The 23,957-nt window shown below is 34.3% G+C and carries 24 protein-coding genes; 20 read left to right on the top strand and 4 right to left on the bottom strand.

Annotated elements, in window-relative coordinates; translation table 11 throughout:
- Nucleotides 1-34 precede the first annotated feature (34 nt).
- On the bottom strand, nt 35-1,489 hold the full coding sequence (gene cls / locus MKY04_RS19950; RefSeq protein ID WP_126293408.1) for a cardiolipin synthase: 1,455 nt from the start codon (nt 1,487-1,489) through the stop codon (nt 35-37).
- A gap of 102 nt (nt 1,490-1,591) precedes the next feature.
- Complete coding sequence (locus tag MKY04_RS19945) at nt 1,592-2,398, bottom strand: YwqG family protein (RefSeq protein ID WP_346235020.1); 807 nt, start codon at nt 2,396-2,398, stop codon at nt 1,592-1,594.
- Nucleotides 2,399-2,897: 499 nt separating this feature from the next.
- Between MKY04_RS19945 and MKY04_RS19940 the strand changes: the two genes are divergently transcribed.
- A complete protein-coding gene (locus MKY04_RS19940; protein ID WP_255502424.1) occupies nt 2,898-3,029 on the top strand; it encodes an Lmo0850 family protein in 132 nt (43 codons plus the stop codon).
- 72 nt (nt 3,030-3,101) lie between these two features.
- On the opposite strand, the gene MKY04_RS19935 is transcribed toward MKY04_RS19940, so the two are convergent.
- Complete coding sequence (locus MKY04_RS19935) at nt 3,102-4,286, bottom strand: FtsW/RodA/SpoVE family cell cycle protein (RefSeq protein WP_126293316.1); 1,185 nt, start codon at nt 4,284-4,286, stop codon at nt 3,102-3,104.
- A gap of 194 nt (nt 4,287-4,480) precedes the next feature.
- On the opposite strand from MKY04_RS19935, the gene MKY04_RS19930 reads away from it, so the two are divergent.
- The 7 genes from MKY04_RS19930 (at nt 4,481) to MKY04_RS19900 (ending at nt 12,824) form a co-directional block, all read left to right on the top strand.
- The gene (locus MKY04_RS19930) at nt 4,481-5,230 is read left to right on the top strand and encodes a hypothetical protein (RefSeq protein ID WP_126293314.1); all 750 of its coding nucleotides are present in this window, start codon (nt 4,481-4,483) and stop codon (nt 5,228-5,230) included.
- A 391-nt stretch (nt 5,231-5,621) separates the two neighbouring features.
- Complete coding sequence (locus MKY04_RS19925; protein ID WP_126293312.1) at nt 5,622-6,695, top strand: D-alanine--D-alanine ligase; 1,074 nt, start codon at nt 5,622-5,624, stop codon at nt 6,693-6,695.
- Nucleotides 6,696-6,706: 11 nt separating this feature from the next.
- Nucleotides 6,707-8,077, top strand: coding sequence for a UDP-N-acetylmuramoyl-tripeptide--D-alanyl-D-alanine ligase (locus tag MKY04_RS19920; protein WP_126293310.1), 1,371 nt, complete (start codon nt 6,707-6,709; stop codon nt 8,075-8,077).
- A 112-nt stretch (nt 8,078-8,189) separates the two neighbouring features.
- Nucleotides 8,190-8,900 carry an alpha/beta hydrolase gene (locus MKY04_RS19915; RefSeq protein ID WP_126293309.1) on the top strand — a complete coding sequence of 237 codons (711 nt, stop codon included), beginning with the start codon at nt 8,190-8,192 and terminating at the stop codon, nt 8,898-8,900.
- Between the two features lie 341 nt (nt 8,901-9,241).
- Nucleotides 9,242-10,741, top strand: coding sequence for a DEAD/DEAH box helicase (locus MKY04_RS19910; protein ID WP_126293307.1), 1,500 nt, complete (start codon nt 9,242-9,244; stop codon nt 10,739-10,741).
- A 132-nt stretch (nt 10,742-10,873) separates the two neighbouring features.
- Complete coding sequence (locus MKY04_RS19905; protein WP_185807645.1) at nt 10,874-11,353, top strand: PH domain-containing protein; 480 nt, start codon at nt 10,874-10,876, stop codon at nt 11,351-11,353.
- Nucleotides 11,346-12,824: a PH domain-containing protein gene (locus MKY04_RS19900; protein WP_126293305.1), complete on the top strand. Its 1,479-nt coding sequence runs from the start codon at nt 11,346-11,348 to the stop codon at nt 12,822-12,824. Before MKY04_RS19905 ends, MKY04_RS19900 begins: the two co-directional genes overlap by 8 nt.
- A 52-nt stretch (nt 12,825-12,876) precedes the next feature.
- Here MKY04_RS19900 and MKY04_RS19895 read toward each other — a convergent pair whose 3' ends face one another.
- Nucleotides 12,877-13,482 (bottom strand): rhomboid family intramembrane serine protease, encoded by a 606-nt coding sequence (locus MKY04_RS19895; RefSeq protein WP_126293303.1) that lies wholly within the window; start codon nt 13,480-13,482, stop codon nt 12,877-12,879.
- A 66-nt stretch (nt 13,483-13,548) separates the two neighbouring features.
- Between MKY04_RS19895 and acpS the strand changes: the two genes are divergently transcribed.
- The 12 genes from acpS to MKY04_RS19835 all read left to right on the top strand — a co-directional run bounded on the left by acpS (nt 13,549) and on the right by MKY04_RS19835 (nt 23,531).
- The gene (gene acpS, locus MKY04_RS19890; RefSeq protein ID WP_126293302.1) at nt 13,549-13,902 is read left to right on the top strand and encodes a holo-ACP synthase; all 354 of its coding nucleotides are present in this window, start codon (nt 13,549-13,551) and stop codon (nt 13,900-13,902) included.
- Nucleotides 13,903-14,014: 112 nt separating this feature from the next.
- Nucleotides 14,015-15,025 (top strand): LolA family protein, encoded by a 1,011-nt coding sequence (locus tag MKY04_RS19885; protein WP_126293300.1) that lies wholly within the window; start codon nt 14,015-14,017, stop codon nt 15,023-15,025.
- 92 nt (nt 15,026-15,117) lie between these two features.
- Nucleotides 15,118-16,245 carry an alanine racemase gene (gene alr / locus MKY04_RS19880; RefSeq protein ID WP_346235019.1) on the top strand — a complete coding sequence of 376 codons (1,128 nt, stop codon included), beginning with the start codon at nt 15,118-15,120 and terminating at the stop codon, nt 16,243-16,245.
- 198 nt (nt 16,246-16,443) lie between these two features.
- Complete coding sequence (locus MKY04_RS19875) at nt 16,444-16,674, top strand: transcriptional regulator (protein WP_246020198.1); 231 nt, start codon at nt 16,444-16,446, stop codon at nt 16,672-16,674.
- Nucleotides 16,675-16,679: 5 nt separating this feature from the next.
- Complete coding sequence (locus MKY04_RS19870) at nt 16,680-17,030, top strand: type II toxin-antitoxin system PemK/MazF family toxin (RefSeq protein WP_126293295.1); 351 nt, start codon at nt 16,680-16,682, stop codon at nt 17,028-17,030.
- A gap of 248 nt (nt 17,031-17,278) precedes the next feature.
- On the top strand, nt 17,279-17,680 hold the full coding sequence (locus MKY04_RS19865; protein WP_126293294.1) for an ATP-binding protein: 402 nt from the start codon (nt 17,279-17,281) through the stop codon (nt 17,678-17,680).
- A 12-nt stretch (nt 17,681-17,692) separates the two neighbouring features.
- Nucleotides 17,693-18,688 (top strand): PP2C family protein-serine/threonine phosphatase, encoded by a 996-nt coding sequence (locus MKY04_RS19860; RefSeq protein WP_126293292.1) that lies wholly within the window; start codon nt 17,693-17,695, stop codon nt 18,686-18,688.
- 68 nt (nt 18,689-18,756) lie between these two features.
- A complete protein-coding gene (locus MKY04_RS19855) occupies nt 18,757-19,083 on the top strand; it encodes an STAS domain-containing protein (protein ID WP_126293291.1) in 327 nt (108 codons plus the stop codon).
- Nucleotides 19,084-19,086: 3 nt separating this feature from the next.
- Nucleotides 19,087-19,557 carry an anti-sigma B factor RsbW gene (gene rsbW, locus MKY04_RS19850; protein ID WP_126293289.1) on the top strand — a complete coding sequence of 157 codons (471 nt, stop codon included), beginning with the start codon at nt 19,087-19,089 and terminating at the stop codon, nt 19,555-19,557.
- Entirely contained in the window at nt 19,535-20,314 is a 780-nt protein-coding gene (gene sigB / locus MKY04_RS19845) for an RNA polymerase sigma factor SigB (RefSeq protein ID WP_126293287.1), read from the top strand. The genes rsbW and sigB overlap by 23 nt, the downstream gene beginning before the upstream one ends.
- A gap of 483 nt (nt 20,315-20,797) precedes the next feature.
- Nucleotides 20,798-22,969, top strand: a complete 2,172-nt coding sequence (locus tag MKY04_RS19840; protein ID WP_126293406.1) for a Tex family protein — start codon at nt 20,798-20,800, stop codon at nt 22,967-22,969.
- 109 nt (nt 22,970-23,078) lie between these two features.
- Entirely contained in the window at nt 23,079-23,531 is a 453-nt protein-coding gene (locus tag MKY04_RS19835) for a SprT family protein (protein ID WP_126293285.1), read from the top strand.
- Nucleotides 23,532-23,957: the final 426 nt, after the last annotated feature.

Here is a 23,957-nt window from a genome sequence, read left to right as displayed (position 1 = left end):
CTGAGGCGGCTTCTTTTTTGGAATAAATAACAATTTATAATATCGGTGAAAGCAATCTCGAAATAGATTCTTTAAATTTTATTACATTGGAACGATTTTCATAATTTTCAAGGGTTAATTCAGTACAATCAAACATATCCTTTTCGAAAATCTCGGCTAGTTCATGTGAAATTGTTTCATCATAAATAAAAGCATTTACTTCAAAATTTAAACTGAAGCTGCGGACGTCAATATTAGCTGTTCCAACCGTTGAAGCTTCGTCATCAATAACGATTGTTTTCGCATGTATAAATCCTTTTTCGTAAATATAGACTTTAGCTCCTGCTTTTAATAATTGCCCTACATAGGAATATGTGGCCCAATAAACAAACATATGGTCAGGTTTATTAGGAATCATGATTCGAACATCAATTCCAGATAATGCAGCAATTTCTATCGCATTTAAAAAACTATAATCCGGAATGAAATAAGGCGTTTGAATGTAAATATAACGTTTGGCGCTCATTAATAATTTCAAATAACCATTTTTTATTGTAGGCCAGTCTGTATCTGGTCCGCTTGAAACAATTTGCATAGCGACATCCCCTTTTTTAGGGATTGCAGGGAAATAGCGATCCGAATAATCGATATTGTTATCGCTGGCTTGATTCCAATCGAGTAAGAATCTAGTTTGCAAAGGGTGTACAGAACTACCTTCAATTCTTATATGAGTATCCCGCCAATATCCAAATTTTTTGTTTAACCCTAAATACTCATCTCCGACATTAAATCCACCTATATATCCAATGCGTCCATCAATAATTACAATTTTGCGATGGTTTCTAAAGTTTAGTCGAGGATTAAAGAGTGGTAGAATGGATGGGAAAAATACTTCGACTTCTCCTCCTAATTCTAGAAGCTCTTTAAAGTTTCTTTTTTTAAGGCTGCGTGACCCCATTTCATCATATAAAACTCTTACTTTGACTCCTTGTTTGGCTTTTTTCTTAAGAGCTGTATAGATACGTCCCCCGAGGTTATCAAGTTTAAAAATATAGTACTGAATGTGTATATGATCTTTTGCGTTTAAAATGTCCTCGATTAATGTTTCAAATTTCTTTGATCCCTCATCGAATATTCGAATTTGATTATCCTGAGTTAAAACTGAATCACCTGTTTTTAAATTCATGTGGATTAGGTTTTTATATTTTTCAACATCATCTGTGTTAAACTCGAGCACATTGCTTTCGAGGGCTTCAATTTGATAAGAAATTAATTTATCAATCCCAATATCTTTTTGTCCTTCCCATCTAAATAAGTGCTTTTTTCGTATCGGTCGACCGAGCAATAAATACAAAATAAATCCAGCTAGAGGAAGGAAAAATAATACAAGAATCCAAGCCCAAGTTGAGGAAGGGTCCTTTCTTTCTAAAAAGATGATTGTAATAGCCAATATAATATTTAAAACTAAAAAATAAGGAAAGGGTGATTCAGTGATATTTAGGAGACTCAAATCAGTAATAAATAGGAGACTCAATTTAATATCACCTACTTTGTTTTTGTTATGTTATTTATTATAGCTTATTTAAACGAAGGAAAGGAGTTTTAAAAAATGTTAATATTGTTCCCCGTGGAAATATATGTTTGAAAAATTAAGATTAATTAAATCTTCCTTACTAATGAAAAACTTCAATATACCTGTATCTCCGTACATTATTCCTTGCTCGTCGTTAGAAACAATTTGTAATAATAATGTGTCGTACTTTCTTAAAAATGAAGAGTCCTTTCTTTTGTCGCTGTTAATAAAATAAGGATATCCTCCAATCTTATGTTCCGCTGCCAAATACTTTTCAAAATAAATATCTTCCAATGTTCTTTCATCTTCACTAATAACTCCAAAACTTGAAAGAGGTAAATATTTTTCAACTCGATAATCAGTCGCTGATACTGGTTCAACTCGATTAGTAAATGTCAAAGCCATCTCGTTTTGAATAATTGGAAAAACTTCATTCGAACTGGACTTTAAAAAAGTAAAGTCGGTTGTTAATTGATCTTCTGGTAACACTGTTGCATAGTAACGGATTTTAAAATATTGTTGAAATAAAAATTCTTGAACTTGATTTTCAAAATAGCATACACTTTTTGATACAAATATTTGCATTATTCCTTGTGAAGGAAATGGAAACATCAATGGTGCTTCGGCAAAATTGATTTGGGCTAACAAATACATATAATCTCCGTCGGGGTCCTTTGGGTAATTTTGCATTTTAGGCAAATAGGGGTTTCCAGCAAATTTGCTTTCTGAAAGAGAAGTTATACGATGGTATGGAATAATTAATGAAGTATTCAATAAAGAGGGCTCTAATTTATTTCGAAAGCATTCTAATTGATGTGGCAATTCAAAAAATCTTTCAAATTCCAACGTAATTCCTCCAACTAATTTTACGTATTGTCCAAAAGGAAACATCTCTTCATGTAACTTAGTTTCTACGTATTTTTAATTATTAAACATTTCCCCTAAGAGTTGCTGCGTAAATTAATATACGCGGTGCAGTTTACTTTCATGTTCAGTATTTAAAAGATATTTTGAATTTAAGAAAGGTTAAAAAATAATACAAAAAATGGATAATTGGTCAGTCGAAGTCATATAATAACTTGGTGAGAAATTTTTTTGATTAAACTTTAAAAATATTGACCATTCTTATTTTAGAGTTATCAATGAACTGAAAATCAAATAATTGGATAAAATTTATAATGCAATTTAGTTGACATTTGCAAAGTTGTAACATAATTGAAAAATTTATTTACTTTAAAACATGATATGATATAGTTAGATAACTTGTCAGACCTCTTATCGGTTGAAACTTTATTACTGTTTAAACGTTATAAATAATATATATATCGGAAGGTTAGGTGGAAGCATGACGAAGGAAGTAGACTTAAAGAAAATCGTTTCGAATTTATCTAAGTTAGGTGTTACTGCAACAGTTACAAAGTCACGTCTGGAATTACTCAAAGTATTAACACCACCAACTCAAACTCCACAAGTATAAAATTTTATTTTTAGTATAAACAAAATAAAAGCTCTCGACTCATATAAAGTCGAGAGCTTTTATTTCACCGTTTTAATCCTCATCATCATTTGCTGAGAACATGTATGTTCTATAATGATATTTCATACTAAATACTAAGCCTATTGCAAGTGCATTCCCCATTAGCGAACTACCACCGTAGCTTATAAATGGAAGTGGAATCCCTGTAATCGGTAAAAGTTGTATCGTCATTCCGATATTTTCGAATACATGGAAGGTGATCATCGCTATAATCCCTGCGCAAACATATGTGCAGAATGGATCTTTTAACGTTAAAGTAATTTTTGTTAAGTGATAAATTAGTAAGAAAAACATGCAAATTACAAAACTTGCGCCGATAAATCCCCATTCTTCCCCTATTACTGTAAAGATAAAATCGGTATGGTTCTCAGCGACATACACTTCACGATCCATATATCCTTTGCCAAAAATTTCTCCTGAACCAATCGCATTTAGTGAAGTAATTAAGTGATAGCCAGAGCCCGATGAATATGAGTATGGATCTAGCCATGAATAAATACGGGCAAATTGATATGGGCTGAAACCAAACTTTTCCTCAAGGAAATCTTGCATATAAAGAGCCATCCAAAGTAAGGCGCCGCCTATAGCAACACCACCTGCAAATACAGGAGCAATAATTCTCCATGAAATACCAGCTACAATAATTAAGGCGGCAGTAATAGCAAAAAACACAAGTGCAGAACCTAAATCGGGCTGGGTTAAAATAAATGCTAAAGGTATGATTAAAGTTATAGCGATTTTCCCCAATAAAATAAAGTCGCTTTTAATGCTTTTTATAGCATGCTTTTCATGGTGTTTACTGATTAATAATGCCATGGCTAATATATAGAAGGTCTTCATAAATTCAGAAGGCTGTATATTTCCTATAGGGGTTGCAAACCAACTTTTTGCTCCGTTTCTCTCAATTGCGAAATCACCTACTGGGATAATAAATAAAAGAAACAGTAGCAGAATGCCAAAACCATATAAATACCAAGCCATCTTTTTATATTGTTCTGGTTCAAAATACATTACAAATGCAATAATTATAGCGACAATTACATAGTTAATTAATTGCCTAATAACAAAGTTGGTGCCAGCGTACTGCCCGGTCGTTTGGGCAGATGAAATGGCCAACAAACTTACTATAAGAAATAATAAAAGTATAACCGCTAGCTTCCAATCAAAGCGGTCTACGAAATTACGATTGTTTTCCATTTTTTCCACCTATTTAAATGAATAATTTATTTAATATTCCTATTTGTACTCGCACATCTTACTTTAACATATGTAAATGCAAAAGGACATTTCATTATGTCTAAAAGTTGTAACGAAAAGTTGATGAAAATGTTTCAAAAATTAGAATTACATCATATAATAACAATTGTATTGAAGTATTGGAGAGTGATCGTATGGCAAAAAAACAAAAAACTGCTGAAGACTTTATTCATCACTTGTTTATACATATGAATGATGTCGATCATTTTGTTATCTTTAGTGGTCTATCCTTAAAGCAGTTTATAAGTGCGGTCGACCCAATCAAAAATTTATTGTTGCTAAAACATCACTACGAAGATGGCTCATTCAATATGCATACACATTTTGACTTTGTGCCCAATGAAAATATAAATCAATTTGTAAAGAAAATGGATGATAGTAATGGGGATTTATGCTGGGTTGATTTTGGGAATGAAAAAGACTTAAATCAACTATCTCCTATTGAACAAGCTGAATTACTATATATAAGCCATAAAAAAGAGCCCATTCATTCTCCGTTTTTCTCAAAACTACAAAATCGGTACATTTATTATTCATCTGAAAATGAAAAAGCGACAAAAATTTATTTTCGTTATTTACATGATTCAGAACAACTTGTTTCCAATTTATTCAACCAATTAATAAAAGAAAAAGAAGGTAACGGAAGTTTTTGGCGTAAAAAAACAAAGGGTACTATTCCTAATTTAGATCCGCTTATTTTAAAAGCATATCGTCCTTTTGCAAAAGAAGGCGCATTATTATCATTATATAAAATGGAAAAACCAAATAATTGCTATGGGGTAGAAATTCGGACTCTTTCTGACTATGATTATCCCGACGAAGTTTGGGATGATTTAGATGTGATACTAAAACAAAACATGGATGAACTCATTAAAATTACTTAAAACTCACTGTCACTGTTTCTTTTGCGACAGGGAGTTTTTTCTCTTTAATTACGTACAACAGTCAATTTTATATTCTTCATTCAGCAATGATTTTAGGTAGGCAACGAAGCGGCAGTCCATAGTGGTTTCTTTCTCCTTAGATGAATAGAATAAATGCAAAATTTTAATACCTAACAATTACTAAATTAGGAGGAACTCAGACTAAAATCACCTCGTCCTATAGTAACTAAGTGATATACATTTTGAGTTTTTGCTACAATTCAAGTTTTAAAAGCAAATAGCTGCACATAAGACGAAAGTGGTATGGTGCGAATACCCAGGGGAATAATTATTTATCGGAAAATTTATTTTCATGATAAACTAGAAATACTCAATATTTGGAGGTCGAATTATGAAAAAGCGAATTGGTTTATTATATGGAGGGAAATCTGCAGAGCATGAGGTATCATTATCAACGGCTACAGCGGTTTCAAAAGCTATTGATTATGATAAATATGAAGTGCATCCTATCTACATTACGTTGGATGGACAATGGCTAAGAGGACCTCAATTAACGAAACCAGTTGAATCTATAGAACAATTACAATTTACTAGTGAAAGTAAATTGCCTAATAATATAACTGAATTTATTTTAGATAAAAATATACAAGTCCAATTTGATGTCGTTTTTCCTTTACTACATGGTACAAATGGTGAGGATGGAACTGTTCAAGGCTTATTAGAAGTTTTGGATTATCCGTATGTGGGAAATGGTGTATTAGCATCATCTGCCGGCATGGATAAAGTTATTATGAAGCAATTATTCGAAATAGCTGGTTTAAAACAAGTTCCGTATGTATATTTCATACGACAAGAATGGAATCAACAACAAATGCAGATTCTTGAAAAGTGCCAACAAAAACTCAACTGGCCAATGTTTGTAAAACCTGCGAATTTAGGATCAAGTGTAGGAATTAGTAAAGCATCTAATGAAAAAGAATTAATCGATGCAATTCAGTTTGCTTTCCAATACGACCGTAAAGTAATTGTAGAGCAAGGTGTTAAAGCCCGTGAGATTGAAATGGGTGTACTAGGGAATAATAATCCGAAAGTTTCTGTTGCAGGTGAAATTAAACCGATGACAGAGTTTTATGATTATGATTCTAAATATAAAGATGGCTCAACGGTTCTTATTATCCCAGCTGAAATTTCATCAAGTGTAGAAGCAACGATGAAAGATATGGCGATTCGGGCGTTTAAAATTTTAGATTGCTCAGGCCTTGTACGGTCAGATTTCTTTGTTACAGAGCATGATGAAGTTTACATTAATGAAGTGAACACTATGCCAGGATTTACTCCTGTCAGCATGTATCCGCTACTATGGCAGCATACAGGTGTGAGCTACCCTGAATTAATTGATACTTTAATAGAATTAGCAATAGAACGTCATACAGAAAAACAACAACTACAATATAATCGAGATTAGAGTGAGCTAAAATGAAAAAAACAATTAAAGAAATTGCGGATTGGTTAAATATAAAAGTTTTAGAGAATTTTAGCGAGGTAATCGTAACGGGGGTTTCTATTGATACTCGCACTATTTCAAGTGGCGATTTATTTATTCCATTCCGCGGCGAATCAGTAAACGGTCATAAATTTGTAGAACAGGCTTTTGAAAAAGGAGCAGCTGCTTCTTTATGGCTTGAAGATGAACCAAACCCTCCAAAGGATAGACCAATTTTATTTGTTAAAGATGCCGAAGAAGCGCTGCAACAAATGGCTAGAGCCTATCGTACTGAACATAAAGCGAAGTTTATTGGGGTCACAGGCTCAAATGGGAAAACTTCGTCGAAGGATATTTTAGCAAGTATGCTTTCTCCATTTTATAAGGTTCAAAAAACAATTGGTAATTTTAATAACCAGTTAGGTTTGCCAATTACAATTTTATCCTTAGATGAAGATACGGATATTGCAGTGTTAGAAATGGGTATGAGTGGTTTTGGTGAAATAGAATTTTTATCAAAACTAGCCCGACCTCATTTTGCTGTTATTACAAATATCGGAGAAGCACATATGCAAGACCTTGGATCTCGTGAAGGGATTGCAAAGGCGAAATTTGAAATTGTTCAAGGATTAGAGGAACGCGGGGCCCTATTTTATGATGGGGATGAACCTTTGCTGCAAAATTTAGTTGCGGGCAATACAAAACTCCTTTCAAAGGCATTTGGTTTCCAGGAGACGAATGATTTAATTGGCTCGAATATCGAAACAACTGAAAAAGGAAGCTGTTTTACAGTAAGTGGAGAATTGAACGGGGAATTTTTCATCCCGGTTTTAGGAAAACATCAAGTTAAGAATGCATTAAATGCAATGCTGGTCGGTAAAGAAATTGGATTGTCAGCTGAACAAATACGTGATGGCCTAGCTCAAGTTACACTAACAGATATGCGTATGCAATTAGTGCCAACTGAAAAGGGAATTCTATTTATTAATGATGCGTACAATGCTGCACCTACTTCAATGACAGCAGCAATTCAATTTGTTCAATCTACGCCTTTAAGAGAGGATAGATGGCTTGTACTTGGCGATATGCTTGAGTTGGGAGAAAATGAAAAGCAGTTTCATGAGCAGATAGCAAATGATATTAATGAAACAGAAATTTCAAAAGTTTGTTTATATGGTCCAAGAATGAAGTGGCTTTATGAAAAATTGAAAAATAAATTTTCACTTGAAAATATTTTCTATACAGAGAATGATTATGATGCTATTGTCCAATATATAAATGAACACGCTAGCGAGCGATCTTTAATATTATTAAAGGGATCACGCGGAATGAAATTAGAAACTATTTTAAAATCATTTAAATAAACTAAGAAAGGTGTCTTTTAAGTCGAATTATTGGCTTAAAGGCACCTTGTTTTAGTATTGTCAAATTAACTGGATTATTAAAACGTATATGTTATTGCCTAGGAGGAAGTTTATGAGTATTGGTGTTTTAATGCTTCATGGTTTTTCTGGTGGACCATACGAAATCATGCCGTTAGCAAATTTCATAAAAGAAAATACCGATTGGATTATTGAAACACCTACCTTTACTGGCCATGGTGATATGGATATTCTTTCATTAAAAGGCTATAAAGCAGAGCACTGGTTAATGGATGCTGAAATTGCCTATCGAAACTTAGCCAAAAAAGTGGACAAAATTTTCGTAATTGGTTTTTCGATGGGTGGTATAATTGCACTTTATTTAGCGAAAAGATACCCAGTAAGTAAGCTTATACTATTAAGTGCCGCAGTAAAGTACATTGCTCCAGCGCAACTTTTAAAGGATTTAAGGGCGATGGCAGAAGATGCAATAAATGGTCGATTAAAAGACAACGAATTATTTAAGCGTTACGAGAACAAAATAAAAAATGTACCAGCGAGTAGTACGGTTCAGTTTATGAAAATTGTAAGTCAGGTGGAACCTTATATCCATACAATTGATGTACCAGTATTTATTGTTCAAGGCCAATGCGACGGTATCGTTCCTAGTGCAACTGCACAATTACTGTATGACCAACTTCCTTCTAACGAAAAACAAATTTTTTTCTCAGTAAATGGAAAGCATCATATTTGCTATAGTGATGATTGTGACACTTGGTTCCCTCAAGTATTAAAATTTTTGCTTGGAAAAAATAAATCAGATTAATACAACTAAAGCAATATCGTTGCAATACGAATACGAGCCATGATAGACTATGTAAAGCAATGGATACATTTTGTGCGAAGGCTCTTCACAAATTGATGAAGAGTGCTTTTTTTTGAAATTAACGGTTTTATTCTATTGTTTTAAAGCACTCAAATAAAAGTGTAGAATTGAACCGCTCGGCAAAGACCGGGCTTTCCTTTTCATATAAAATCACTCTCTGCAAAAGGCACAGAGAATTATTTAAGTAACGGAAACGTTCCAAACTAGGCCCTTAGTTTGCCGACACTTCATCTGAAAATGTAACCATTTGTCAACTTAAAGAAAAAAGGAGATTGAAGAGTTTGACAAATTTTTCAGAATTAAATATTAGCGAATCGACATTACGTTCATTAAAGCGAATGGGATTTGAAGAAGCCACACCAATACAAGAAGGCACAGTAAAGTTTGCAATGGAAGGTCGCGACATCATCGGCCAAGCACAAACTGGTACAGGTAAAACTGCAGCATTCGGTATTCCACTAATTGAAAAAATTGATCCTAAAAACACTAACATTCAAGCGTTGATAATCGCACCTACTCGTGAATTAGCAATCCAAGTTTCTGAAGAACTTTATAAAATTGGTTACGATAAGCGCGTAAAAATTTTATCAGTTTACGGAGGCCAAGATATAGGGCGTCAAATTCGTGCCTTAAAAAATAAACCTCAAATAATTGTTGGTACACCTGGTCGTATTATTGACCATATTAATCGTCGTACATTAAAGCTTGAAAATGTACAAACTCTTGTATTAGACGAAGCAGATGAAATGTTAAATATGGGATTCATCGATGATATTAATGCTATATTGGAATATGTTCCAACAGAAAGACAAACATTATTATTCTCGGCTACAATGCCACCTGCAATTCGTAAAATCGCAACAAACTTCATGAAAGAGCCGGAAGAAGTCAAAATTAAATCAAAAGAAATGACAGTTGAGAATATTGATCAATATTTTGTTAAATCACAAGAACGTGAAAAATTTGATATTTTAACTCGTTTAATCAATGTTCATCAACCTGAATTAGCTATTGTCTTCGGAAGAACAAAACGCCGTGTTGATGAATTAGCACAAGCGTTAAGTATTCGTGGCTACTTAGCTGAAGGAATTCATGGCGATTTAAGCCAAGCAAAACGTATGTCTGTATTGCGTCAATTTAAAGAGAATAAAATTGACATACTAGTTGCAACAGACGTAGCTGCGCGCGGTCTTGATATTTCAGGAGTAACCCATGTGTACAACTTCGATATTCCACAAGATCCGGAAAGCTATGTTCACCGAATTGGGCGTACTGGCCGTGCAGGAAAATCAGGCCTTGCTGTTACTTTTGTAACACCACGTGAAATGGGTTACTTACGTATTGTAGAAGAAACTACGAAAAAACGTATGACGCCACTTCGTCCGCCTAGTGAATCTGAAGCTTTAGTTGGTCAACAACAAGTTGCAATGGAAACTTTAGTGGAAATTGTCCAAGCGAATGATTTAGGGGATTACAGAATTTTAGCAAATGAATTATTAGAGCAGCATAACGCTGTTGATCTAGTAGCTGCAGCTCTTAAATCGATGACAAAAGAGCCAGATGATACACCTGTTACAATTACAGAAGAGCGTCCACTACCAATGCGCAAAACTTCTTCAGGTAGTCGTGGTCGCAGCGGTGACTCCCGTGGTCGTCGCGATAGCAGCCGCGGCAGTCGTGGCGGTAGCCGTCGTGATGGAGGTCGCAGAGAAGGTCGACGTGACGGTGGCCGTCGAGAAGGCGATCGTCGTCGTGGAAGCCGAACTCGTCGTGAAGATTAATTAAATATTTAAATTTAGGCTGTCCAGAAATTTGGACAGCCTTTTATTTTAGGTTCCTATGGATTTATGACGTTCTATTTGAAACAATTTCTCTATATAAACGTATAAAGGGAAGAGAGAAGGGGTGGAACTTTGAGAAAACAACTAATGTACCAAATTCCTAGGAAAGGTTTAACTGTTTGGCGTTTATATGGCGTTTTTAAAACATTATTCGTTGTACTGCTAGTAGCAGTTTGTATTTTTTTAACTGTTTTCTTTGATTGGCCGGTATTAATAGAATTTATAGCAGTGGTCATAGGGATTATCGCTGGAGTTACTTCTATATGGTTATTTCCTAAAATTCGTTGGGAACACTGGCGTTACGAAGTTCGAGAACATGAAATTGAAATACAAAGTGGGCTATTTATTGTAACAACAACGTTAATTCCAATGGTCCGTGTACAACATGTTGATACATCGCAGGGACCGATACTAAAGAAATATGATTTAGCAAATATATCGATTTCAACCGCGGCGACAACACATATTATTCCAATGCTTATAACTAGTGATGCGGATAATTTACGCGCACGTATTTCTGAGCTAGCAAGGGTGGCAGAAGATGATGTCTGAAAATAGATATAGACTTCACCCGGTCTCGGCAATTATTAACTTTGTTAAAGGGTTAAGGGAATTAATTATCCCGTTTGTAATCATTTTTGTCGCGAATGGTTTTAATCTTTCATTTAATCCTAAGGAAGAAGGATTTTGGGCAGATATTGTGCCGCTTTTAATATTCAGTGGGGTTTCAGTTATTTATTTGTTTTCGGGAATTATTAAATGGTGGACGTTTGTGTATTGGTTTGAGGACAATGAATTGAGAGTAACATACGGTCTTTTTGTAAAAAAGAAGCGTTTTATTCCATTTGACCGTATTCAAAGCTTAAATTATAAAGAAGGTATATTTCATCGATTATTTAGTCTTGTTCAAGTAACAGTGGAAACGGCCGGGAGTACAGATGGAAAGCCTGAAGCAATATTAACTGCAATAACTAAAGAAGCTGCAAATACAATTGAATACGAGACTCGTAAAGTAAAGCAAACGGTTGATCAGAACAGTGGGAAATTGACTGAAGAAGGAAATGAAAAACCTCATAACAACTTAATTCATAAAATGTCAGCCAAAGATTTAGTCTTGTTGGCAACAACTTCAAATAGTGTTGGGGTTGTATTAGCGGGTGTAGCAGCTGTTCTTACACAACTGTCCGAGTTAATTCCATATGAATGGGTTTTTGAGGAAGTATCTTCATTTTTTAAATATGGAGTAGCTATTGTAGCAGTCACTATTTTCGCAGCTTTCTTTTTAGCATGGCTCGTTTCTGTATTAATTACTTTTATTAATTATTATGATTTTACAGTAGTAGAGGAAGAGGAACGGTTAATTGTAACACGGGGATTACTAGAGAAAAAAAGAATTACAATACCGTTGAATCGAATTCAGGCAATTAAATTTGTAGAAAATCCGCTTAGACAGTTGTTTGGATATACAACAGTTGTGGTTGAAAGTGCAAGTGGCGGCTTTGGGAAGAACGACAAGCAAATTACACTATTTCCATTAATTTCAAAAAAAGAGGTATATAAACCCCTTCAACAATTATTGCCTCAGTTTGAATGGGATGTAACATTAATAAGACCCCCGAAAAAGGCAAAACCATTTTTTTATCGAGTAGATTTTTTATGGTTAATGCCAATAATTATTATTTGTTCTTATTTCTTTTTCCCACTTGGCATATTATCATTTTTACTCGTAGTACCAGTTATCTTAATAAGGTTTTGGCAATATAAATCAACGGGATTTGCAATTCGTGGGCATCAGTTGACACTCGTATACCGAGTTATTAGCAGAATAACTTTTATTGTTGAAAAAAATCGTATACAAGCAATGGAAAGTAAACAGAGTGTTTTTCAAAAAAGAAGAAATATCGCCTCCATTCAAGTTACCGTAATGTCTGGTATGGCAGGTACATCAGCAAGGGCATCTAATTTAAATGAGCATGATACTGAAACAATCATGCGTTGGCTAGAAAAATCGTCTTTGGAATAGTAATGGAAAATAAAAAACGAGTGTGACAAATTAATGATGTCACACTCGTATTTTATCTTTTTCTCCAGCGTATAATATTCTTTGGAGAAAAATAAGATAGCCCAAGCAAGAAGCCTGTTACTAATCCACCTAAATGGCTAGCCATATTTACATTAGGGGATAAAAACGTAATAATCACACTTATAATGACTAAAGGCATAATGATTTGTTTGAGCTGCGGCATTGTTTTTCGTGTATAGTAGACAAGCCCGACGAATGCACCGAAAATGCCAAAAATCGCACCACTTGCACCAACACTAGCATATCCACCGTCCTGTACTACATATGTAGCAACGTTTCCAAAAATTCCGGCTAATAGGTAAATTGTTAAGAATCGGGCTTTGCCAGCAATCTTCTCAAGTTCTGGGCCGAATAAAAATAATGAAAACATATTAAATAAAACATGAAGAAAGCCGCTGTGAATAAAAATAGAAGTAACAACACGCCACCATTGTCCTTCACCGATTAAGTAGTTAACACTCATCCCTGAGTAAAAGAAAAAGTCACCAAGGACAGGCAGTATCGTTAAAATATAAACAATCAAATTGAGCCCAATTATAAAAGATACAACTGGATAGAACTTTATAAATTGTTTAAAACTTTCTTTACGAATAAACATATATCCACCTCTTATATAAATCATTATACATTGTATTTAAATAATAAAGAAAGGAGAACGTATAAAATGATAAAAGGAATCGGTTTAGATATTGTTGAGATAGACCGGATAGAAAAAGCGATAAAACGCTCAGAAAAATTTCAACAACGAATATTATCTGAGCGTGAATTGAATATATTTTATCAACTATCAGAAAAAAGGAAAGTTGAATTTCTAGCGGGGAGGTTTGCTGCGAAAGAGGCGTATTCTAAAGCAAATGGTACTGGAATTGGTAAAGGCTGTGAGTTTTATCAAATTGAAGTATTAAAAGATGATTTAGGGAAACCAACTCTGTATTTTGACGGGGAATTAGTGAGTGGACATGTTAGCATTACACATACTAAAGAATATGCAGCAGCTCAAGTTATCTTAGTTCAATGATACATATAACAGATAATAATTTGTAATGTTGTCCAAAAGAGATAGCATAAAGTTGTCCAACCACTCATATATTTGACGTATCGGAGCTGAAAGTAGAAGAAAGGATGGAGTTTTGAGACACAAATTAATCGCTTTTATTGTCATGTTGTTAAGTGTGCTAATGCTTGCGGCTTGTGGGGAGGATTCACCGGAGGAAGTTTTAAAAGATCTAAATAACAAATGGAATGACGTAAAAGGATATGAACTAGATGCCACAATGGAAATCAAAACAGGCACTGAACCAAGAGTTTATGATGTAAACGTGTGGTATACTGAACCAGACTTTTATCGAGTAAAAGTTTCACAACAAGGCGAAGATGTAACTCAAATGATTATACGAAATAAAGAAGGAGTATTTGTAGTTACACCTTCTCTAAGAAAAACGTATAAGTTCCAGAGTGAATGGCCAAAACAAAATAGCCAAGCCTACCTAATAGGTGCATTAGCTGAAGATTTGCTTGCTGATAACAATGTGCAAATGGAAGAAGATGAGGAGAATTATATCTTTACAGCAGCAACTAGAAACAATCATAAGAGTATTATGCCTAAGCAAAAAATTACAGTAAATAAGAAAACAATGTTGCCAACAACAGTATCAGTATTAAATGAAACAGAAGAAGAACAAATGTTAATTGAATTTAAAAATATAGATTTAGGTATGAAACATAAAGAAAGTGAATATGCTGTTGAAAAATTCAATGATGAAGAAGAAAAAAGTACAGCTAGTGCCGATATAGAAAGTAAAGATTTCCAAACATACTATCCTGTGCTAAATTGGGATACTACAAAATTAAAAGATGAAAAAACAATTAGTGAAGATGGGGTAGAACGAGTTATATTAACTTTTGAAGGTGAAAAAGCGTTTACACTTGTTCAACAGCCAGTTGTCTATGAGGAAAACTCAACAGTCCCTGTATTTGCACCAGGAGATCCAGCAGATTTAGGCTTTACAATTGGAGCAATTACAGATAATTCAATTAGCTGGGAACGTGATGGAGTATCATTCTTTATCGCATCAAATGATTTAACAAAAGATGAGATGATGGAAGTTGCGGCTTCTGTTACAGCAAGTAGTTTAAAATAAAAAAGTGTTGGATGGAAGGTGATTAGAAGTTAAAATATATAAAAAATCCCAAAATTAGTAGTTTATAAATTGTAAAAGAGGGTATATATACTATGCAAAACATACAACACTTCCGTCCAACAAAAGCAATTATTGATTTACAAGCAATTCAAAATAATGTACGCCATTTAAAGGAATATCTTAAACCTAATGTTCAAATAATGGCAGTGGTTAAAGCAAATGCTTACGGTCATGGAGATATAGAGGTGGCGCACGCAGCAATTGAAGCAGGTGCATCGATGTTGGCTGTCGCAACACCCGATGAAGCGCTCCATGTCCGCAAGCATTTCCCTAATATTGATATTTTAATTTTAGGATATGCCCCAGTTTCATTTGCTCCATATGCAGCAAATGAAAATATAACATTGACGGTCTTTTCTACCGAATGGGTTCAGAATGTTCAGTCATTAAAAACTTTAACTAAACCATTAAAACTACATATTAAAATTGATACTGGCATGGGTAGAATTGGTGTAACTAAAATAGAAGACTTATTGCATCTATATAATACGATTAATTCATCTTCTAATTTGATAGTTGATGGTGTATTTACTCATTTTGCAACTGCAGATGAAGAAGATGAATCGTACTTTAATAAGCAAGCGAATATGTTTGAACAGTTTATTAGCGCTTTACCAGCAAAACCAAGAATAGTTCATGCTGCTAATACTGCTACAATGCTAATGAAAGATAAACATCTTCAATTTGATGCAGTACGTTTCGGTATTTCAATGTATGGTCTTGCACCTTCTGCCTATGTTAAAACAAAATTACCGTTTCCATTGCAAACAGCTTTCTCATTAGAAACAGAATTGATCGAAGTTAAGCAAATTCAGGCTGGTCAGTCTATTGGTTATGGTGCAACATTTACAGCAACAGAACCGTCATATATAGGGACGATTCCAATCGGCTACGCTGACGGCCTAATACGAAAATATAGTGGACAACATGTACTGTTAGATGGCATTCGTGTCCCTATTGTTGGTCGAATTTGTATGGATCAATGTATGATATTGTTGCCAACAGCATATAATATAGGTGAAAAAGTAACTTTAATTGGTAAACAAAAAGAGGAAGAAATAACAATCGACGAATGGGCATCAAAAGTAGATACGATAAACTATGAAGTTCCTTGTATTATTACCTCAAGGGTGCCTAGAATCTACAACACAAAACAATAAAATACGACAAAATCTCCAACAAAAACCGATATAACTACAAGGATTGATAGATTTTTTAATTCTTTTCTTTTCAACTCATCTTTTCGATGATAGAATGAGAACAGAAATGAGAATGGTACGGTTTTTGTGGAGGTGCTTGTTTTGTACGCGAAAAAAGTTGAAGAAGAAAAGGAAGTAAATCTTACTTTTCCTCAAGAAATGTTAAATGAATTTAATCTTACACTTGAGCAAAAATCTGGAGACAAAGAGAGTTTTGTTTATATTTCGTCTCGAAGATTGTCAACGCACAAGCAACCAAATCAAATACGGGAAGCTTTAATGAAAGGCTATGTAGAAATGTCGCAAATAAATCTGTCAATTAGTAGCGAATGTCTGCATGCAGAATATGAAGCGGAGCATACGGTAGAGCGTCTCGTAAGCGGGGGATGACATTTTTGATTGTGAAACGAGGGGACGTTTTTTTTGCAGATCTTTCACCAGTTGTTGGATCTGAGCAAGGCGGTACTAGGCCCGTATTAATCATTCAAAATGATATAGGAAATCGCTTTAGTCCGACTGTAATCATCGCTGCAATTACAGCGCAAATTCAAAAAGCAAAATTACCGACTCATGTCGAAATTGATGCTAAAAAATATGGCTTTGAACGGAATTCGGTAATTTTGCTTGAACAATTGCGTACAATAGATAAATCTAGATTAACAGACCGCATTACGCAGTTAGATGAAGAGCTTATGGAGAAAGTTGACGTTGCGCTTGAAATAAGCTTGGGGTTAATGAAATTTTAAATACATAAAAGTAAAAGCACCTTCTTAAAAGTATTTATGACTTTTAAGAAGGTGCTTTTTTCTATTTCTCTAAAATATTATTGGTCACTATTATAAAAATATTATCTTTATTATCAACTATGTAATTGATGTAATTGTAAACAATAATATATATTAGAAATAACAAATTTCATTACATAATTTACTAGTATAATAAAAAATAAGAAATAGTTTTCCAATATTTTCGTTATTTTGACGGGGGTGCAGTCATGTTAGACGAGACGACGGTTCAAATTGTTACAGAATTAGATATTGTAGCTGCACGTCAACTTGGTCGTAATGAAGCGAAAGCTATCGGGTTTAATAAAGTTGATCAAGCAAGAATTGCAACCGCAATTAGTGAACTAGCAAAAAATATATTTTTATATGCAAGTGTTGGGAAAATCATTATTAAAAGGATAACAAAAAATGGAAACAGCGAAAAAGGAATCGCTATTATCGCTATTGATAAAGGACCTGGAATTAAAGATGTAGGTAAAGTGTTGGATTATTCACCTGCTGCTAATAATGGAGCTGGATTACATGCTGTAAAAAGACTTGTGGATTTAATCGAAATTCAATCTGAGATAGGGATGGGGACAATTGTTCGAATTGAAAAATGGCTAAGGTAGGGTGTGAACATTTTGAAACAGCTAAAAGCTCAGTATAAAAAGATTTTACTGGATTACATATTAAATCAAAATGAAAGTAATTTATATATCGGCCAAAATTTAATTAAACAGTTAATACAAAAAAATGTAACGCCAGAAGATGTAATCGGTATTCACAAACAGGCTATTGAAGAGATTTATGAAGATTTACCAGAATCTATTTCTCATGCTTATGATTTTTTAATTGAATTAATGGTACACTTTGGTTTAAAAGTTAAGGAACATCAGTTCTTGCTTCTGAAACAAGAAGAAATGCGCATTGAAATGGACATAGCAGCAAAAATTCAGAATTTATTATTAGAGACGACAATTCCTACTCCAGAGCTTCTTGACATAGGAATGGTATCTATCCCTAAAAGGAAAATGAATGGTGACTATGTTCATTTTTTGCATGATGATGAAAATTATTTAGGTGTAGCGGTTACAGATGTTGTAGGAAAAGGTGTACCCGCTGCACTTTGCATGTCTATGGTGAAGTACGGGTTAGACACACTAGGGTATGCAAATAGCAATCCTTCCTATGTTTTAGAAGTATTAAATAAAATTATTGAAAAAAGTGTAGATGACAGTATGTTTGTGTCGCTTTTTTATGGGCGTTACAACTTAAATAACGATATATTTACATGGGCTTCAGCAGGGCATGAACCTGCACTTTACTATAGAGCAAAAGAAAATATCTTTTACGATTTAGAATCTAAAGGTCTGTTGCTGGGGATTTTACCGGAATTTAAGTATATTCAACATGACGTTAAATTAGAAAAAGATGATTTTCTTGTTCTGATGACAGATGGAGTTACGGATTTTCGAAAACTAGAGGAATTTGACTCAAGAGGCTATATTAAGCAGCTTGCCGTTTCATATAGTCGATTAAGTGCCCAACAGATGTGCGAAGAAATATATAAAGACTTAGAAAGATTACAAGACTTCAATTTAGATGATGATTTTACTATTGTAATTATAAAAAAATAAAAAATAAATAGGTTTAAATATTTTAAGTTAAGGGAAGGGAAAAGTAGGTATAAATGGAGGTGTCCTGAATGAATGTAAACGTGCAATTTCGGGAAGAAGGAGATTTGCTGCTGGGGTTTATTGAAGGAGAGATTGACACTTTCACTGCACCCACATTGCGTGATGAGTTAAACTCAATTTGCATTTCAGAAGGATTGTTTATTGAATTGGATTTATTGAATGTAAGTTTTATGGATAGTACAGGGCTTGGAGTATTTGTCGCCTTTTATAAAAAAGTGATGAGAGAAAATGCCAATTTAAAGTTAGTGAACTTATCAGGAAGATTAACGAGATTATTTGAAATTACAGGTCTTAGTGAACTAATGGATATTGAAACGATCAAGAAGGGAGACTAGGCAATGAAAGCATTTGACTACATTGAAATTAGAATTCCTTCAAAACCACAATATGTTAGTGTTATAAGACTAACAATCTCAGGGATAGCAACTAGAATTGGATTTTCGTATGATCAAATAGAAGATTTGAAAATTGCTGTTAGTGAAGCCGTTACAAATGTTGTCCAACACGCATATAGCGACAATGAAGAGGGTGAAATTGTTATCAGCAGCGCCCTATATAATCATAAAATTGAAATAATGGTTTCCGACTATGGTAATAGCTTTACCTTTGAAGAGATTAAATCAAATATTGGACCGTACCGTGAAGATGAGAACATAGCACTGCTGCGTGAAGGTGGACTAGGGTTATACCTAATGGAATCTTTGATGGATGAGGTGAGAGTTAATAACGAGGGTGGAGTAACTGTTTTCATGACAAAATATGTCACGAGAGAGCAGGTGAATGAGAATGTCGAAAGAATCACCACATAAAGATGCATCCACAGAAAAAGTTTTAATGTGGCTTGAGCAATATCAACAATATGAAGATGATGTTGCTCTAACAAATCTCGTTTTGCATTATACAAATTTAGTTGAATCAATTGCAAAAAAGTATTCTTATGGTAAATCCCATTATGAAGATATTGTACAAGTAGGTATGCTTGGGTTATTAGGGGCGATTCGACGTTTTGATGCGTCATTTGGAAGAAATTTTGAAGCATTCGCTGTTCCAACAATTGTTGGTGAAATCAAACGTTTCTTACGTGACAAAACGTGGGATGTTCACGTCCCTCGTCGGATAAAAGAACTTGGTCCAAGAATAAAAGCTGCCGTAGAGGATTTAACAGTCAAACTACAACGCTCCCCATCTATTCCGGAAATTGCTAGTTACTTGGAGGTAGGGGAAGAGGATATATTAGAAGCAATGGAGATAGGCAGAAGTTATCAAGCGCTTTCAATGGATCACTCTATTAAAGGTGATTTAGATGGTGGAAAAGTAAAGTTAATTGAAATAATCGGCAAAGAAGATGAAGGATTTGAAAAAACAAATCTAAAAATAGTTGTTTCAGAAGCAATGGGTATTTTATCTGAACGGGAAAAAGAAATAATTAAAATGACCTTCTTAGAGCAATTAAGTCAAAAAGAAGTAGGGGATATTCTCGGTATATCTCAAATGCATGTCTCTCGATTACAACGAAAGGCAATTAAAAAACTGCAAGAGGTCATTATGGCAAGTGGTGGAGTGTAGCGGCAAATTCCCTTGATGAAAAATATAAAAGTAAATTTGAAATTAATCGATTAAACAAGCCTACTCTAGAAATTTTTTAGGGTAGGCTTATTTTTTGGTTTATGATGCAGCAACAAGGAAGCTGGAGAACAACAAAAAATGAGTTGTATTGGCTGGACAGGAAATTCGAAATTTCTTAATGCAAGTATGAAAGCAGCTTTTACGTTTTGTATTTTATAATGAACAACAATAGGAGAAACTAGTAAGCAAATGTTAAAATAACCTTATGTTCATTCATCTCCCACCTAAAGAGGCAGGAGATGAATGAACATAAGGTCTCCGATGAGTCATAAGATTTCCTAGAGAAGTTGGAAAAGGAACCTAACTGAAGTTCATCGCATTCATGCGACAACAGTTAACTGACCAGTATCATTCTGAGTCCGAAATCCGGATGCTGGTTAGCTAATGCGTAATATTGATATAAATGTGAAAGGCAGTGGAATGATGGACGCTAAGAAAATGTTACAAATTATTGCCACAGATACTAAAGTAAAACCGTCTCAAGCAGAAGCGGTAATAAAATTATTGGAAGATGGCAATACAGTGCCCTTTATAGCCCGTTATCGAAAAGAAGCAACAGGCTCATTAGATGAAGTCCAAATTAAATCAATTGAAGATCGCTATCATTACATACAGCAACTGGAACAGCGAAAAGAAGAAGTTATTAGATTAATTGAAGAACAAGGTAAGTTAACAGAAGAATTATCTGAAGCAATTCAAAGTGCAACAGTTTTACAACGTGTAGAAGATTTATATCGCCCGTATAAACAAAAGCGTCGTACGAAAGCTACAATAGCTAAAGAACGAGGACTTGAACCATTAGCGGATGAGTTAATGAAGTTTAGTAAAGAGGATATTGCTGAGATTGCTGTTCGTTTTATTAATGAGGAACAAGGTGTAACTACTGCTGAAGAAGCAATGGCAGGGGCAAAAGATATTATAGCTGAGCGATTTGCAGATGATGCGGCAGTACGAGATAAATTGAGAAGGCTTTCACGGAAAGAAGGGCGTATCGTAACGGCCGTAAAAGATGCAGATAAAGATGAAAAGAAAGTATTTGAAATGTATTATGAATATGAAGAACCTGTAAAATATATTGTTCCTCATAGAACACTTGCCATTAATCGTGGCGAAAAGGAAGAAATATTAAAGGTATCTATACTTGTTCCAATAGATCAAGTACTGCAATTGATGGAAAAAGAGTGGTTGCCGTTAAATTCATTTTCACCTTCAGTATCACATGTAAAAGAAGCGATTGAAGATGCCTATAAACGCTTAATACAGCCATCAATTGAACGGGAACTTCGCAATGAATTAACTGAAAAGGCTGAAGCTCAAGCGATTCATATCTTCTCAGAAAACTTGCGAAGTCTTTTATTACAACCTCCGATGCGCGGTAAAATGGTATTAGGGGTAGACCCAGCATATCGGACAGGCTGTAAGTTGGCAGTAGTTGATGAAACGGGAAAAATGTTAGAAGTAACAGCAATTTATCCACATCCACCAAAACCAGATGTAGAAAAATCAAAAGCGGTTGTAAAATCATTATTAAATAAATATCCAATTAGTATTATTGCAATTGGAAATGGTACTGCATCCCGCGAAACGGAGCAATTTATCGCAGATGTATTAAAAGAAGTAGAGCAAGATATTGCCTATGTTATTGTAAATGAAGCAGGCGCTTCAGTTTATTCTGCATCTGAAATAGCTCGCAATGAATTTCCTGACTTGCAAGTTGAACAACGAAGTGCAGTTTCAATTGCAAGACGTTTGCAGGATCCATTATCTGAGCTAGTGAAGATTGAGCCAAAAGCAGTTGGAGTAGGGCAATATCAACACGACGTTTCACAAAAGAAACTAGCTGAATCATTGACGTTTATTGTCGAAACAGCTGTTAACCAAGTAGGAGTTGATGTCAATACAGCTTCTGCTTCCTTGCTGCAATACGTTTCTGGCTTATCGAAAACAGTTGCTGAAAATATTGTGAATGTTCGTAGTGAAGCAGGGAAATTTACATCTCGATCACAACTAAAGAAAATTCCACGATTAGGTGCGAAAACATACGAGCAAGCAATTGGATTTTTGCGTATTCCAGAGGCTAAAAACCCACTTGATGCTACAGGAATACATCCTGAAAGTTATAAATTAGCAGAAGATATTTTAGCTGCTGTTGGTCTTACTAAAAAAGATGTTGGATCAAAAAAATGTGAAGAGGCTTTAGCAGATGTGGATATAGTGGAGTTGAGCAGAAGATTAGAGGTTGGAGAGGTAACGGTTAAAGATATAGTCGATACGTTAATGAAGCCTACTCGAGATCCACGTGATGCATTTCCGCAGCCATTGTTAAAAACAGATGTTTTAAAAATGGAAGATTTAAAAGTGGGGATGGAGTTGCAAGGAACAGTTCGAAATGTTGTAGACTTTGGCGCCTTTGTTGATATTGGAGTTAAGCAGGATGGCTTAGTGCACATTTCAAAATTGCAAAAGCGACGTGTTAAGCATCCTTTAGAAGTTGTTTCTTTGGGCGATATTGTTACTATTTGGGTCGATAAAGTTGAAGTTGAAAAAGGTCGAATATCTTTAACGATGATTCCGCCTGAAAATCAAGTTGACTAGCAAAGAATAACATTAGACGATTTAACTTCCCCGTAATTGTTGGCTTATTTAACAATTGCGGGGTTTTTATGATACATTTGTTGTTGTATTGGAGAGAGGAGGGAGTAGAATGACGGATAATGAACTTCAAGTCCTAGTAGAAGAAATTTCATTAAATTATTTCAATCAACCATTTTTACATAAGGCATATTTTAATAATAGACTGCGAACTACTGGGGGGCGTTATTTACTGCGCAGTCATAATATCGAGTTTAACAAAAAGTCTTATGAACTATTTGGTTTGGAAGAGCTGCGCGGGATAATTTTACATGAATTATGCCACTATCACCTGCATATTCGAGGTATGGGCTATAAACATAGAGATGCTGATTTCCGTGCACTATTAAAAAAAGTAGGTGCACCACGATTTTGTTCTACTATTGAAGAGAATAAAAAGAAAAATACAAAATTCCACATTTATGAGTGTGTTCAATGTCACCAACAATACCCAAGAAAAAGAATCATGAACGTAGCAAAGTATCGATGTGGTAAATGCCATGGCGGTTTAAAGAAAATAAAATAAATACATAAATATAAAAACTAATGACTTAGTTTGATATAGATCAATAAGAACCATGAATGTGTGAGAATTATAAAAAAGAGGTAAGTTAATGGAGGATGTTCAAGTAATAGTAGAAGATAGATTACCGTAGTGTTAAAATTTCTCTTGATAAAAAACATTCCGTGTATTATAAATAACAAGGTTCACATAATAAAATTTGAGATTAAACATAGAAATGCATTGATATTAATAAAATACTTACTAAAAAATAGTTGGATGAATTATATTAATACTGCACATTCTATAAAAGCTGTTAACTAATAAAGTTTTGAAAAGCCCATAAATAAAGGGTTTAATAAAGGTCTAAATAATTTATTAAAAAATATTGAGTAAAGTGTTGACATTAATGAAATGTGTCTCTATAATAGTAAAAGTCGACAAGATGAG

Source organism: Lysinibacillus telephonicus (assembly GCF_039654155.1).
Lineage (GTDB): Bacteria > Bacillota > Bacilli > Bacillales_A > Planococcaceae > Ureibacillus > Ureibacillus telephonicus.
This window is presented reverse-complemented; position numbering and strand designations above follow the sequence as displayed.

What these genes read in the sequence shown, in the direction of transcription:
- MKY04_RS19940 (WP_255502424.1), top strand. Translation starts at nt 2,898, where the DNA reads ATGACGAAGGAAGTAGACTTAAAGAAAATCGTTTCGAATTTATCTAAG.
- MKY04_RS19935 (WP_126293316.1), bottom strand. Translation starts at nt 4,286, where the DNA reads ATGGAAAACAATCGTAATTTCGTAGACCGCTTTGATTGGAAGCTAGCG.
- MKY04_RS19930 (WP_126293314.1), top strand. Translation starts at nt 4,481, where the DNA reads ATGGCAAAAAAACAAAAAACTGCTGAAGACTTTATTCATCACTTGTTT.
- MKY04_RS19925 (WP_126293312.1), top strand. Translation starts at nt 5,622, where the DNA reads ATGAAAAAGCGAATTGGTTTATTATATGGAGGGAAATCTGCAGAGCAT.
- MKY04_RS19920 (WP_126293310.1), top strand. Translation starts at nt 6,707, where the DNA reads ATGAAAAAAACAATTAAAGAAATTGCGGATTGGTTAAATATAAAAGTT.
- MKY04_RS19915 (WP_126293309.1), top strand. Translation starts at nt 8,190, where the DNA reads ATGAGTATTGGTGTTTTAATGCTTCATGGTTTTTCTGGTGGACCATAC.
- MKY04_RS19900 (WP_126293305.1), top strand. Translation starts at nt 11,346, where the DNA reads ATGTCTGAAAATAGATATAGACTTCACCCGGTCTCGGCAATTATTAAC.
- MKY04_RS19895 (WP_126293303.1), bottom strand. Translation starts at nt 13,482, where the DNA reads ATGTTTATTCGTAAAGAAAGTTTTAAACAATTTATAAAGTTCTATCCA.
- acpS (WP_126293302.1), top strand. Translation starts at nt 13,549, where the DNA reads ATGATAAAAGGAATCGGTTTAGATATTGTTGAGATAGACCGGATAGAA.
- alr (WP_346235019.1), top strand. Translation starts at nt 15,118, where the DNA reads ATGCAAAACATACAACACTTCCGTCCAACAAAAGCAATTATTGATTTA.
- MKY04_RS19875 (WP_246020198.1), top strand. Translation starts at nt 16,444, where the DNA reads ATGTTAAATGAATTTAATCTTACACTTGAGCAAAAATCTGGAGACAAA.
- MKY04_RS19865 (WP_126293294.1), top strand. Translation starts at nt 17,279, where the DNA reads ATGTTAGACGAGACGACGGTTCAAATTGTTACAGAATTAGATATTGTA.
- MKY04_RS19855 (WP_126293291.1), top strand. Translation starts at nt 18,757, where the DNA reads ATGAATGTAAACGTGCAATTTCGGGAAGAAGGAGATTTGCTGCTGGGG.
- rsbW (WP_126293289.1), top strand. Translation starts at nt 19,087, where the DNA reads ATGAAAGCATTTGACTACATTGAAATTAGAATTCCTTCAAAACCACAA.
- sigB (WP_126293287.1), top strand. Translation starts at nt 19,535, where the DNA reads ATGTCGAAAGAATCACCACATAAAGATGCATCCACAGAAAAAGTTTTA.
- MKY04_RS19840 (WP_126293406.1), top strand. Translation starts at nt 20,798, where the DNA reads ATGGACGCTAAGAAAATGTTACAAATTATTGCCACAGATACTAAAGTA.
- MKY04_RS19835 (WP_126293285.1), top strand. Translation starts at nt 23,079, where the DNA reads ATGACGGATAATGAACTTCAAGTCCTAGTAGAAGAAATTTCATTAAAT.